Raw genomic sequence first — 13554 nt, 5'->3', positions numbered from 1 at the left:
CAAAATCACTGTCTCAAGACACAAAAATGTAAACGCCCCTGTAAACGCGGGGCCTCAAACACGGCAAGGAGTGATGTAAGTGATTGTTTTTAAATGGAGGCGAGTACCGGAATCGAACCGGTGTACGCGGATTTGCAATCCGCTGCGTCACCACTCCGCCAACTCGCCTTTTCAAGGACTTAACCGTGGCACGTGGTGTCCTGCCACACAGTCTGCGACACCTTCTATTTCTGTTCCCTTTTGTTCGCAAGGGGCAAAACGACAATTAGGCGCGAAAATCAATGGGCTGCTGGGCAGATGTGTTTTGGCGAACAAGCCGGGTGGAATGGGGGCTATGTTGGCGCATTTTACTGGGGTGTGCAGCGATGGTTTCACCCTTGTCATTGGCCCGAAAACGCTCGGCTGTGGTGGCGTGACAGGCCGCAGATATGCCCCAGGTCATGGCCCCATTCCCGTCCCGATCTGCTGCACAGCGGCAGAGCCACCATTGACGGATCACATAATCAGTCCTTGGGATCAAACATGGGGCGGGACTAGCGGTTTAGGCCGTCGCTGCGCAGGGCTGCCAGCGCTTCTGCGTGGAGCGCGGTGCTGGCGGCTGCGATGACTTTTCCCTCGGAGGCCAGCGTCAACGGCTGTCCATCCCAGTCGGAAATCACGCCGCCTGCGCCTTCTATGACCGGAATAAGGGCCATGTAGTCATAGGGTTGCAGGTTCATCTCGAACAGGAGGTCCACATGCCCCGAAGCCAGCAGTCCGTAGCCATAGCAATCGCCGCCAAACCGCCGCAGAGCAGCCCGTTTGGACAGGGTCTCAAACTGCGCCAAACCCGCTGCGTCAAAGCTGTCGGGGCTGGTAGTATAAAGGATCGCATCGGCAAGCTGCGCCTTTGCGCTGGTCTTGCAGGCTCTGCCGTTGAGCAGGGTGGGCTTGCCACGCTGGCCGACCCAGCGTTCGCTGGTGGGCGGGATTGAAACAACCCCCAGATCGGGGCTGCCATCGGTCATGCAGGCGATCAGCGTCCCAAAGGTTGGCATGCCGGACAGAAAACTCTTTGTGCCGTCGATTGGGTCAATGACCCACAAATGGGAGGCCTCCAACCGTATGGATTCCTGTTCTTCGCCGAGAATCCCATGGGTTGGAAAGGTCTCCGTGATCTGCCGCCTCATTTCTTCTTCGATGGCGCGGTCCGCCTGGGTAACGGGCGAATCGTCCGCTTTTGATTCGATGTCCAGCGGGTTGCGGAAATAGCTCATGGCCATGGCATCGGTGGTATTGGCCAATCGATCAGCAAACTGGGCCAGCATCTCCGGTTCAGAAAGATTCGTCATCATCTGCATAAAAATTCCTCAATTGCGCGGGTTGGCGGGCTTTGGGCATCGGTGTTGAGAATTTGTTGTAGACAAATGCCACAAAAACGCAAGACTACACAAATAACCCCAAGTTTAAAAACAGAGCGGGGCAATCAGAACGGGTCATCACAAGGACCCGCAGCTTTCCGGATACAGGTCCGGGCCAACAGATATGGACCAACAAGGAGATCACGATGAAAACCTGGATGCAGACCACCGCACTCTCGCTGGCAGCCCTTGGCTTTGCCGCACCCACCCTTGCCGATGACCTGACGGTTTACACCGCGCTGGAAGAAGAAGAGATCGCCGCATATGTTGCCGCAGCGCAGGCCGCTATGCCCGATACCAAGATCAACGTTCTGCGTCTTTCCACCGGCAAGCTCGGCGCGCGGCTGCTGGCCGAAGCGGGCAATCCGCAGGCAGATGTGATCTGGGGCTGGGCGGTCAGCGCCATGATGGACCCACAGATCCTTGAGATGCTGGAAGCGTATCAGGCCTCGGGTGTCGAGGTGCTGCCCGACACGTTCCGAGGCGAAAATGGCAAATGGTTCGCCCCGATTGGCTACATGGGCGCCTTCTGCGTCAATACTGCGCGGCTGGAGGAGAAGGGGCTAACGATGCCAACCAGCTGGACGGATCTGCAAGATCCGGCCTTCAAAGGTGAGGTGGTGATGCCTGATCCAAACTCTTCCGGCACCGGCTACCTGCATGTAAACGCTGTCTTGCAGGGCATGGGAGAAGAGGCCGGCTGGGCCCAGCTTGAAGCGGTTGATCCAAACATGGCGCAGTATACCTCCTCTGGGTCGAAGCCGTGCAAAGCGGCCCGCGTGGGGGAATACACCGTCGGGATCTCGCTGGCCTTTACCGCGATGCAGTCGATTGAGGAAGGCTATCCGCTGGCCATGGTCTTTCCCGAAGGTGGCGTTGGGTATGAGCTGGAAGCCTCAGGCCTGATGGCAAGTTCGGACAACAAGGAGGCCGCAAAGGCGTTCCTGGATTGGACCATGTCGGATGAGGCCATCGGGCTGTATCAGACCTACAAAGCCCTGATCACAGTGCCGGGTGTTGATGCCTCCAAAGCCGCAGAGGCGGCTGGCCTGCCTGCCGATATTTCGACAATCCTCGCGGATGTGGATTTTGTTAAGGCCTCGACGCAGCAGTCTTCGGTGAAGGCGCTATGGAAAGAGAAGTTCGGCCGCTGAGCCAAACACTGGGGCGGCCAGGGTCGCCCCACGTCTACCCGGGCCGGTACCCAGCCGCCCGTACGCCAGGAAAGATCCCCTATGTATTTAACCGTCCGTGACGCCACAAAAACCTATGGTACCTTCACCGCGCTTGATCGCGTCTCGATCGAAATTGAGAAGGGCGAATTTGTCTGCCTTCTGGGCCCTTCTGGATGCGGCAAGACCACCCTGCTGCGTCTGATCGCTGGATTGGCTGATCTGGATGGCGGAGAAATCACCCTGGAGGGGGCGGCGCTGTCCGACCTGCCTGCACGCAAGCGTGGCTTTGGTATCGTTTTTCAGTCTTATTCGCTGTTTCCAAACATGAGCGTGGCTGAAAACATCGGCTATGGTCTGAAGATCCGCGATATTCCCGCCGCTGAAATTGCGGAACGGGTGACGGAGCTTTTGGATCTGGTGAAACTGCCACAGGTGGCTGACAAGCTACCCGGCCAGCTGTCTGGCGGGCAGCAACAACGGATCGCATTGGCGCGGGCGATTGCCGTCGATCCACGGGTGCTGTTGCTGGACGAACCACTTTCGGCGCTGGATGCAAAGGTCCGCGCCACCCTGCGCGACGAGATCCGCCAGGTGCAGCGGTCCCTGGAAATTCCAACGCTTATGGTGACCCATGATCAAGAAGAGGCCCTGGCGCTTGCGGACAAGATCATCTGTATGAACCACGGCATCGTCGTGCAGGCAGGCACGCCGGAAGATCTGTACCACCGTCCTGCCACGCGGTTTGTGGCGGAGTTCATGGGCAGCAGCAACCTGTTGTCGACCCAAGAGGTGAGACAGCATTTCCCGGAACTGATGTCCACCTGTCCCGCCGATAACAAGACATATCTCGCCTGTATCCGTCCCGAGCAGATCGTCCTGACACCTGATCAGAACGGCAACGCCACAGTGCGAAACATCAGTTTTCTGGGCAATTTGCAGCGCCTGGAAGTGGATAGCCCGGCCGGACCTCTCCTGGTCGAAACACACGGCAGGGCCCCCTGTGGTACTGGAGACTCCGTAAATCTGAGCATCGCCTCACAGGCCTGTACCTGGGTTCTTGATGACGTGGATCAGCCAAAGACCGTTACAGCATGAACACCACCGACCAGACCTCCCGCCCTGCATTGCACCGTCACTTTGACGGCGATCGCCTTTTGACACTTGCCTGCGTAGGCCTGCCGTTGCTTGGGTTGATCTTGTTTTTCGCCTACCCGATGGTGATCGTCTTCCTGCGCTCCATCACCGTCGCAGACAGCTACGGTATCGGCAATTATACCGAGGTCCTCGGCTCTGCCGGTTTCTGGCGGGCGACGCGGCATTCGTTGGCGATGGGGGGCGCCACCACGGTGCTCAGTGTCTTTCTGGGCTTCATCATTGCCCATGGGCTATACCGCTGCGCCTTCAGGGGCAAATGGCTGATCCGCAGCGTGATCGTGCTGCCATTGCTGGCGCCGTCTCTGGTGCAGGCGCTGGGGCTTATCTTTTTGCTGGGGCGCAATGGCGTCATCAGCCGGGCGCTTGGGGTTGAGATCGAGATCTATGGGTTTTGGGGGCTACTGATCGCCAATACGCTTTATGCACTGCCGCAGGCGGTGATGATCATTGGCGCGGCTCTGGTCCTGTTGGATGCCCGCACCTATGAGGCCGCAGAGGTCATGGGGGCGTCGCCTTGGCGGCAGTTTCGCGATCTGACCCTGCCAGCCGCGCGATTTGGGGTGCTGAATGCAGCTTTTGTCTGCTTTACCATCACAATCACCGACTTTGGCAATGCTGCGGTGATCGGCGGCGATTACTCCGTATTGGCCACAGAGATCTACAGCCAGGTCGTTGGTCAGAGGAACTTTAACATGGGCGCCGTGGTTGGCATTATGCTGCTGCTGCCCACGGTCATTTCCTACAGTATCGAACGCCAAGCGATGAAGCGGCAGCAGGCCGGACAGACCACCGGGCAGGTCGCATACCAGCCCAGCTTTGCACCGCTGCGCGACCTGAGCATGGCTGCTGTCTCGCTGGTGATCTGTGCAGCCATTGTCGCTGTGATCGGGATCGTGGTCTATGCCAGCTTTGTGAAGCTGTGGCCCTACAACATGTCATTGTCGTTCAAACACTACAACATCACCCTGGCAGGGGGGTATTCGTCACTTTGGATGACGATCCTTGTCTCTTTGGCAGCCGCTGTGGGCGGCACCATTGCGGTGTTCATGCTGGGCCTCGGCCTGCGCCGCCTGCCGCAGAGCCTTGCCCAGCCGATCCAGATCCTTGCGGCGATGCCTGCCGCCGTGCCGGGCATGGTCCTGGGGCTGGCCTATATCCTGACTTTTAACTCCACTGCGACGCCGCTTTACCTGCTGTATGGCACCGCTGCGCTGATCGCCATCGTCAACTTCTACCATTACCACACACAGGGGTTCCTGACAGTGATGACAGGGTTTCGCCAATTGCCCGCGGCGCTGGAAGAAGCCGCCGGAAGCCTTGGCGCTGGGCTGGGCCGCACGGCGCGCGACATCGTGGCGCCCTTTATTGCGCCGATGCTGGTTTCTGTTTTTTTCTTCCTCTTCATGCGCTCCATGGTGACGCTTTCGGCTGTGGTTTTCCTGACCACGCCAAACCTGAGCGTCGCCGCCGTGACGATCATGCGCTTGGACGATGCCGGGCTGACGTCACAGGCCGCAGCCTTCTCCACTTGCGTGATGGCGGTGGTCTGTGTAGCGGTCTTGTCAATGAAGGCAACCTTGGCGCTGATGGGGCGTCGCAGTCGGAGCAAAGGGACGGTCTGATGTGGGCAAAGGAGCGTCATCAGCGGATTGTGTCGATGATTACGGCCAACCGGCAGGTCAGCGCCAATGATCTGGCCGGGATGCTGGGTGTTTCGCGCGAAACCGTGCGCCGTGATTTGCTCGACCTGGAAGAGATCGGCAAAGTTGTACGCGTCCACGGCGGTGCCATCCTGCCAGAGGCCCGCTCCGAGGATCCTTTTCACCAACGGATGACGACCCAGATCCGGGCAAAATCCGAAATGGCAAAAAAAGCCGTCGGCCTGATCCAGCCCGGTCAGACGATCATGGTGGATGCCGGATCAACCACCGCTGTCTTTGCCCGCGAACTGGTGAAGGTTCCGGGGGTTTCCGTCATCACCAATTCGCTGGACATTGCCACCACCTTGCAGGCTGGCGGAATGGATGTGATCCTGCTGGGGGGGCGGATCGCCGCAGACGTGCCCGCAACAGTGGGCGAGCTTACCCTGTCAGAAATCCGGCGTTTTGAGGTCGATCTGTGCTTTTCCGCCCCGGTTGCTCTGCACCCGGAAAAAGGTTCATATTTCTATGACCTGCAGGAGGCCGAAATCTCCATCGCGATGGCAGCGCAGGCGCGGCGGACAGTGGCGTTGGCTGACCACACAAAACTGGGCACCACCAATCGCGTGCGTGCTTGGGACGTGGCAGAGATCACAACGGTGATCACCAACCATACCGCCGCCACAGCCCTGCTTGACCAGTTCCGAACCATCGATATCGAAGTCCTTTAGTCTGTTTTGATGGCTGCCTCAGGGCGCGGTCAGACTGGTAAACCTGCAGATAAAACCGCGGGGCGGCTGGAATAGCAGTGCTCGCCGATCCAGTCTGGGGGCGGGCCCTGGGTGTTGCAACAGTTGGGCGACATGGCCTTGCTTAGCCGACCATAAAAACATCGTACCGCGTTGTTTTGCCGCGAATTTGGTGGGTGCATTTCTGAACCCCAGCTATCGGATCTGCTTTTGCAGGCCACTTGAGAACCACTCGTTTTTGCGCGTGTTCAATCGCTATGCGAACCAAATCGGCTGCGTCATCATCGGTGCCGACCAGTTCTCGAACCTGACGCAAATCCTGTTTCACCAGTGCTGACTTTTTCCGTTCAGGGTGCATCGGGTCTATTAATATTGCGTCGCAGGATAACGCGGGGATCAAATCTTTGGAGTCGCCCTTTAACAGAGTCATGCGGCTGATAATTTCGCGAAACTGACCGCCTTCTTGCTCGGCGCGTTGCATGCCCTGCGCCAGTAAGGCATGCATTTTCTCCGATCGCTCTATCAAGGTCACCTGCGCACCCAGAGAGGCCAGGAGAAATGAATCGCGGCCCAGCCCTGCAGTTGCATCAACGATCGTTGGCGTTTTTCCCGCCCGCAGCCCCATAGCCTTTGCCAAGTCTTGACCACGGCCGCCACCGAACCGCAGGCGGTGCGCGACTGACCCGCTGACAAAATCGACCTTTAGTTCAGCCACAGCCTGTTTCACACTCTACTCATTTCCGAACCCAGAAGAGCACCACTCTCCATGGTTTTCAGTTTGTACTGTTTTCTTTATTGACCACAGCCCGCAAATTCAACGGCTGAAACGAGGGGGCTTTCTTCGTAAAGTCCTGATCCAATGCTGTCCAGGGGACTCGGGAATGACGGGCTGCACCGCAGAGCTTGCAACGCCACCTTAGCCAACGGTCCGGCCTGCGGGGACCACTTCAGCCCGTGATTAAACTTATCGCAAGGTAACAAGGCCTACTGTGATCTGAATCCTCAGAAATTTAATAGCTAACCGCTTTGAAGGCCAGACATGTTATCGGACAAGATTAGAAAGTCCGCCCTCAAAAAGGCGCGGTCGCCTGAGCAATTGGACGCGATGTTGACCGTGGTGCCGCCGCTTGGTTGGCTGGCCTCGCTGCTGCTTGTGGCAAGCGTTTTTGCTTTTCTGCTTTGGGCGCTGGTTGCGACAGCCCCGGTCAAGGTTGTTGGCAGCGGCATTCTGTTGACAGAGGGGGAGATCGTCACAGCGCGCGCCCAGGGGGCTGGTATCGTGGTCGGGCAACTGGCCAGGGTCGGAGAACGGGTGCAGGAGGGGGATTTACTGACGCGCCTGGAAAATTTCCAGATGCAAGAAGCCATTGCGCAGGGCAAGGCCGCTTTGGCCCGGCGTGAAACCATGCTGGCGCAAACGCGCAAGGCACACCAGAAATTTGTGACATCGCTCCGGACGGAGCTTGCTGATGCTGCGGCCTTTCACCAGGATCAGGCCAGTAATTTGCGCGATCGAATTGCGCGATTGGCCAAACTCAAACAAGAGCGACAGGTGCTTTTTGACAAGGGCTTGATTGTCGAACAGAAACTGCTGGAGACCCTGCAGAGCCTGGAAGACGCCCGTCAAAGCCTCAGCGCCGCGCAATACGATTTTTCGTCCACCCGCACGACAGTTCTGGCAGATATCCATAAATCGACAGCCAATGTCACCGCGCAAGAAAACCAAGCCGAAATAGAGCGTGAAAAACTGAAAGACCTGCAGGCGGATTATCAGCGCAGTGTCGAGATCCACGCCCTGGCGGCAGGCATTGTGACGGAAAGCACCAAAAGCATCGGTGATCAGGTCAGCGCCAATGAAATTCTCTTTGAAATCCTGCCGGACGCGGCTCCCGTCGCCAGCGACCAGCCAGAGGCACCGGCTTTGCTGGCCGTGCTCTATGTGGATGCCAGCCAGGCAGCAAGGCTGGAAACCGGGGCAGCGGTTCAGGTGGTGCCTGCATCCGTAGAACTGGAACGCGATGGGTTTATTCAGGGTCAGATCATTGAGGCCTCGGTCCTGCCAGCGACGCAGGCGCAATTGCTAAAGCGTGTGCAGAACCCAGAATTGGTTACGGCGCTATTGGCCAATGGGCCGGTTCGCGAAGTGTTGGTGCGCCTTCAACCTGACCCAAGCACGGCCAGCGGGCTTGCCTGGTCCAGCGGCGAAGGGCCGGCCTTCGTGATCCATCCCGGCACTTTGACAGAGGCCAGTTTTGTGGTTGACCGAAAGCGGATCGCCAGCTTTGTGTTCCCCAAACTGGATGAAATCCTGCCCGCCGTGGACAGTATCGCCCCTACCCCGGTGGTTGCCGCGCCGCCGCAGCCCATGTCTCGGCTTGAGGGCTGAGCCATGAAAGGGGTCAAAACACCCACAATCCTGCAAATCGAAGCCGAGGAATGTGGCGCAGCCTCGCTCGCCATGGTTTTGGCCTATCATGGCCGTCACATTCCGCTTGAGGATTTGCGGATTGAATGTGGCGTCTCCCGGGATGGGGCCACGGCGGCCAATGTGCTGAAGGGGGCGCGCCGCCATGGCCTGACGGCCAGCGCCAAACGGCTTGAACTGCCGCGCCTGGCCGAAATTCCCCTGCCTGCGATCATCTTTGTGAATATGAACCATTTTGTGGTTCTGGAAGCGGTCTCGGCGCGGCGGTATCGCATCAATGATCCCGCTGCCGGGCGGCGCATTGTCGACCAAGATGCCTTTGATGAGATGTTCACGGGCATCACCCTGTTGCTTGAACCGGGGGAGGCGTTTGAACGCCAGGCAGGCCCCCCAGGCAAGCTGTCTTCGCTGATCGGCTATCTGCAATGGGATCGCACAGCCACCCAGCTTATCCTGCTCTGTGGGATGACATTGATTGTGCCCGGTCTGGCTATTCCCGCCTTCAGCAAGGCCTTTGTCGACGACATTCTGATGGGTGGGCAGGACGACTGGCTGTTCTGGTTTGCGGTTATGATGCTGGCGGTGATTGCCCTTCAGTCCGGGCTGATGGCCCTGCGCAGTTTGCTGAGCGCCAAGCTGGAAACAAAACTGGCCCTGTCGTTGAACGCCAAGCTTGCCTGGCGTTTGCTGCGGTTGCCGCTTCCGTTCTTTCAGCAACGGTTTTCCGGGGCGCTGGCCGGGCGGGGCCAGATGGCCGCACGGATTGCGCAACTGGCTGGCAAAACTCTGCTTTCGACCGTGCTGGAGGGGACCACCCTGATCTTTTTCCTCGCAGTGATGGCGCTTTATAGCCTTCAGATGGCGGCGGTGGTGGGCCTGTTGGTTCTGGGCAGTGGGCTGCTGATCTGGGTGGTGCAGCAGCGTATGGATCAGCTTTCGATCAAGACGATGATCGAGTTTATGAAACTCACCGGCAAGACCATGGTCGGGGTGCAGACCATCGAAAGCATCAAGTCCTCGGGCACCGAAGCTAAATATTTTGAAGGCTGGGCCGGCACCCACGCCAATGTAGTGAACGGACAGGCTGAGCTGACCCTTCGGCAATCGGTGCTGCAGGTCACGCCGGGATTTGTGTCTTTCTTTGGCAAGGCCCTGACGCTGGTGATCGGCGGGCTTGAGGTCATGGCCGGGGAGCTGACAGTGGGGTCGCTGGTGGCGTTTCAGGCCTTGCTTGCGGCGATGGACAGGCCCTTTCAGGGGCTGATGAGCAACGTGCAGGAGCTGCAGCAATTGCAGGGTCCGTTGAACCAGCTCAGGGATATTACCGACCACCCGGAGGCCAGTGAATTTTCCCAGCGGCGCAACCCGGCGGAGCCTGCGGGCGCATCGCGGTTAAACGGCGCTATCTCATTGTCGGATGTCAGCTTTGGCTACAGCCGCTTGTCCCCGCCTTTGATCGAAAATCTCGATCTTGCGGTGGCGCCGGGGCAACGTGTTGCCCTTGTTGGTGGGTCCGGCAGTGGAAAATCGACCTTGGCCAAACTGATTACCGGCGCCTATTCCACCTGGTCCGGCAGCATCGATTTTGACGGGACATCAATCGAAGATCTGCCGCGTGCGGTCTTGCGAAACTCCCTTGCCGTTGTTGACCAGAACATCGTGTTGTTTGAAGGCAGCTTTCGCGACAACATCCGCCTGTGGGATGAAACCATTTCCGACGATCAGGTGACTGCAGCGGCCCAGGCGGCTGAAATCCATGATTTCATTGCCGGCACGGAAAACGGTTATGACACGCAGGTGGAAGAAGGCGGGCGCAACATGAGCGGCGGCCAACGCCAGCGGCTCGAGATCGCCCGGGCGCTAGCGCGGGATGGCTCCATCCTGGTTCTGGATGAGGCCACAAGTGCGCTCGATCCCATTGTCGAGGCAAAGGTAATGCAGAATATTGCCCGGCTGGGGATCACCTGTGTGATCGTGGCCCACAGGTTGTCGACCATTCGTGATTGCGATCAGATACTGGTGATGGATCATGGCAGCGTGGTGCAACGGGGTACCCACCAAGGTCTGCGTGATGTGGAGGGTCCCTATCAGAGGATGATCGCCGCATGAGCGCGCAGCCCAACCCCGCTGCACAGCGCTTATTGCAGGCGGATGATCAGGATATGGTGGCCTGCGGCGACGGCGCGCAGATCTCTTTGCAGGGGGCAAACCGGTGTTTTCTGATCAAAAGCGGGCGCATGGATGTCTATCTTGGCTGCGGGGACCAGTCACAGGCCATAGCGGAGCTGGTTGAAGGCGAGGTTATTCTTGGTCTGGACGGCAGCAGGGAGCGCCTGTTTGGCCGGGCGCGCGGCGATCTGCAGCTGTGCCGGGTAGAGCTGTCTGACTATTGCGCCCCGGATGCGGATGCCGAGCAAAGACTGCTGCACGCGCTGAACCTTGATATCTGGTTGGCGCGTCTCAACGCGATTGCGCCGGGCTACGCCCCGCAGGGCACGCAGCCAGATCACCCTGCGATGACGCAGGGCATTACATGGGTCAAAGACATTGATTGCGCAGAGGCGCTGCCGAGACCGCATTTCCCACAAGATGGCAGCCCGGAGCAGGATGGCAATTCAGGCACTGTGTTCGTCCGTGATACCGAGGCGCTCTTGGCGCAGCCGGTGGCCACTGCCACCATTGCAGCGGCCAATGGGCACCTTGCCCAGACCATTGCCGACGGGATGCAAAGCAGAGCGGAGGCCCAGGTCCAGCGGCGGGTGCAGCAGGTTGCTCAGGATACGGCGCGTCTGGATCGTGCTTTTGGGCGGCTGACCGCGTCCTTGTCGGCCAAATCTCCCACAGTTCGGCAGGGACACAGCCCTGCCCAGATGGCGGCTGGCTTTGCCCAGATCGCGCATTTGGCCCGGCGGGCAGGGCATGACCTGACTGCGTTTGAGCCTGGCAAAGATCTGGCCGGGCGGGATTATATCTGCGCCCTGTGCGATGCCAACAATATCCGCTACCGCACAATCACGCTGACGGGACACTGGTGGCGCAAGGATTCCGGTGACTTTGTTGTCTTTGATGAGGCTGGCCAGGTTTTCACCCTCATGCGCGAAAACAGATCCTATGTGGTGATGGATGCCAATGGGGACAAACGGCAGTTTCGTCCCGAGATGGCAGCCCAATGGGAGGGGCAGGGGTTGTTCCTTTATTGGCCGCTTCCAGATCAGCCGGTCAATGGCTGGGGCTTGATCGCGCGGGTGTTTCGCATCTGCGCCTCGGATCTTTGGACTGTCTTTGGGGTGAGCCTGGCCATGAGCCTGCTGGCGCTTGTTCTGCCAATTGGTGCGGGCATTCTGGTTGGGCAAATCATCCCGCAGCAAAGTCAGGCTCTGTTGGTGCAGCTAGGCGTGATCCTTGCGCTGGTGGCGATGGTGCAATTTGCCATCGGCATTATCTCCCAGATTGCGGCTGCTAGGATTGAAACCCGTGCGACGCTTTGGATCCAGGGATCGGTCATGGACCGGATTTTGCGCCTGCCCACCGGGTTCTTTCGCAGGTACGCATCGGGTGAGCTGACCCAGCGCGCCCTGGCGATCAGCCGATTGGAGCGTCTGGTGACCAATGGCATGATCACCGGTGTCCTGTCGGGCCTGTTTTCGTTTCTGAGCTTTGGCCTTATGTTTCATTTTGCCCCCGGACTTGTCCTGCCCGCGCTCGGGGCGGCGGCGGTTTTTATCGCCATTGCCGCCTTGCTGGGCCGGGCCGAGACAGCCGCCGCCCGCAGTCAGATCCTGACCAGCGGCCCGGTTATTGCGCGCATGATGGATATTGCGCAGGGCATTGAAAAACTGCGTTTTGCTGCTGCCGAGGCGCCGGCGTTTGAGCGCTGGACACAGGCTTTTCAGCTGCAACAATCGGCGGCCTACCGGGAAAAACGCATGGCGGCGCTGATGGAAACCTTTAGCGGATCGTTCCTGGCAACGGCCACATTGACGGTTTTTGTGGTGATTGGACAACGCGGGAGTGACAGTGCGCTCTCCACCGCCAGTCTGGTCAGTTTTTTGACATGTTTTGCCAGCTTTATGAAGGGCTTAGGCCAGTTGACCCGCACGGCGACGCAGCTTGCCAGCTTTAAACCGATCTATGATTTTGCAGCCCCCATTCTGCAGGAGATCCCGGAAAACAGTCAGGGCGGCACCGACCCCGGCGCGCTGCAGGGGGCGTTTTCGCTCACCAATGTGCGCTTTGCCTACAAAGACCAGGGGCCGATGATCCTGGATGGGCTGAGCCTGACAATCAAGGCGGGTGATTATGTGGCGCTGGTTGGGGACTCGGGCTGCGGAAAATCGACCCTGCTGCGGTTGCTCATGGGGTTTGAGACGCCAAAGTCGGGATCTGTCAGCCTGGACCAAATCGATTTGCGAGTGATCGACAAACGCCTGATGCGCCGCCAGTTTGGGGTGGTCATGCAGGATGCCAAACTGCTGCCGGGCTCGATCTATGACAATATTGTCGGCACCAATTTTGGCATGCCGATGGAGCAGGTGAGCCGGGCCATTCGTCAGGTAGGACTGGCAGACGACATTCAGCAGATGCCCATGGGGCTGCAAACCGGGGTCGTTGAATCCTCCGGTGGTCTGTCTGGTGGCCAGGTGCAGCGCATCATGCTGGCGCGGGCCATCGCAGCAAATCCCAAGGTTTTGTTGTTGGATGAAGCGACAAGTGCTTTGGACAACCGGACACAGGCCATTGTGACAGAAACGCTGGACGGGATGACGGCGACGCGCATTGTTGTGGCGCATCGGCTGTCCACGGTGGTGAAAGCCGACAAGATCATCGTGCTGGATCATGGCAAGGTGGTCGAGGTTGGCGACTATGACAGCCTGATGGCGCAGGATGGCAAATTTGCCGCCCTGGCACAGCGCCAGCTTGTCTGATTTTAGCGGCCTGCAGGAACTAACACTGCGGCAGCCCTTAAAAAGCGGGCATTGCAATGGCGCCTTTGAAACTAATTAACCCTTT

Annotated in this window: 10 protein-coding genes and 1 tRNA gene; 7 read left to right on the top strand and 4 right to left on the bottom strand. The window is 58.7% G+C overall.

Annotation, left to right across the window (positions count from 1 at the left end):
* Window positions 1–94: 94 nt before the first annotated feature.
* The 3 genes from QZ268_RS15575 to hisN all read right to left on the bottom strand — a co-directional run bounded on the left by QZ268_RS15575 (window position 95) and on the right by hisN (window position 1340).
* Window positions 95–168, bottom strand: a tRNA-Cys gene (locus QZ268_RS15575).
* Window positions 169–265: 97 nt separating this feature from the next.
* Window positions 266–442 (bottom strand): hypothetical protein, encoded by a 177-nt coding sequence (locus QZ268_RS15570; protein ID WP_295454473.1) that lies wholly within the window; start codon window positions 440–442, stop codon window positions 266–268.
* Window positions 443–533: 91 nt separating this feature from the next.
* Entirely contained in the window at window positions 534–1340 is an 807-nt protein-coding gene (gene hisN / locus QZ268_RS15565; protein ID WP_295454471.1) for a histidinol-phosphatase, read from the bottom strand.
* A 206-nt stretch (window positions 1341–1546) separates the two neighbouring features.
* Here hisN and QZ268_RS15560 point away from each other — a divergent pair, with 206 nt between their 5' ends.
* From QZ268_RS15560 to QZ268_RS15545, 4 genes are all read left to right on the top strand, one after another.
* Window positions 1547–2554: an ABC transporter substrate-binding protein gene (locus tag QZ268_RS15560; protein WP_295454470.1), complete on the top strand. Its 1008-nt coding sequence runs from the start codon at window positions 1547–1549 to the stop codon at window positions 2552–2554.
* An 81-nt stretch (window positions 2555–2635) separates the two neighbouring features.
* Window positions 2636–3670 carry an ABC transporter ATP-binding protein gene (locus QZ268_RS15555; RefSeq protein WP_295454468.1) on the top strand — a complete coding sequence of 345 codons (1035 nt, stop codon included), beginning with the start codon at window positions 2636–2638 and terminating at the stop codon, window positions 3668–3670.
* On the top strand, window positions 3667–5352 hold the full coding sequence (locus QZ268_RS15550) for an ABC transporter permease subunit (protein WP_295454466.1): 1686 nt from the start codon (window positions 3667–3669) through the stop codon (window positions 5350–5352). Before QZ268_RS15555 ends, QZ268_RS15550 begins: the two co-directional genes overlap by 4 nt.
* A complete protein-coding gene (locus tag QZ268_RS15545) occupies window positions 5352–6101 on the top strand; it encodes a DeoR/GlpR family DNA-binding transcription regulator (RefSeq protein ID WP_295454465.1) in 750 nt (249 codons plus the stop codon). Before QZ268_RS15550 ends, QZ268_RS15545 begins: the two co-directional genes overlap by 1 nt.
* A 142-nt stretch (window positions 6102–6243) precedes the next feature.
* Here QZ268_RS15545 and QZ268_RS15540 read toward each other — a convergent pair whose 3' ends face one another.
* The gene (locus QZ268_RS15540) at window positions 6244–6846 is read right to left on the bottom strand and encodes a class I SAM-dependent methyltransferase (RefSeq protein ID WP_295454463.1); all 603 of its coding nucleotides are present in this window, start codon (window positions 6844–6846) and stop codon (window positions 6244–6246) included.
* A gap of 312 nt (window positions 6847–7158) precedes the next feature.
* Between QZ268_RS15540 and QZ268_RS15535 the strand changes: the two genes are divergently transcribed.
* The 3 genes from QZ268_RS15535 to QZ268_RS15525 are packed head-to-tail and all read left to right on the top strand — an operon-like array spanning window position 7159 to window position 13469.
* Complete coding sequence (locus tag QZ268_RS15535; protein WP_295454461.1) at window positions 7159–8505, top strand: NHLP bacteriocin system secretion protein; 1347 nt, start codon at window positions 7159–7161, stop codon at window positions 8503–8505.
* Window positions 8506–8508: 3 nt separating this feature from the next.
* Window positions 8509–10653, top strand: coding sequence for an NHLP family bacteriocin export ABC transporter peptidase/permease/ATPase subunit (locus tag QZ268_RS15530; RefSeq protein WP_295454459.1), 2145 nt, complete (start codon window positions 8509–8511; stop codon window positions 10651–10653).
* Window positions 10650–13469 carry an ATP-binding cassette domain-containing protein gene (locus tag QZ268_RS15525; RefSeq protein ID WP_295454457.1) on the top strand — a complete coding sequence of 940 codons (2820 nt, stop codon included), beginning with the start codon at window positions 10650–10652 and terminating at the stop codon, window positions 13467–13469. Before QZ268_RS15530 ends, QZ268_RS15525 begins: the two co-directional genes overlap by 4 nt.
* The last annotated feature ends 85 nt before the right edge of the window (window positions 13470–13554 follow it).

This window comes from uncultured Pseudophaeobacter sp. (assembly GCA_905479575.1).
In the GTDB taxonomy this organism is placed as follows: domain Bacteria; phylum Pseudomonadota; class Alphaproteobacteria; order Rhodobacterales; family Rhodobacteraceae; genus Pseudophaeobacter.
This window is presented reverse-complemented; position numbering and strand designations above follow the sequence as displayed.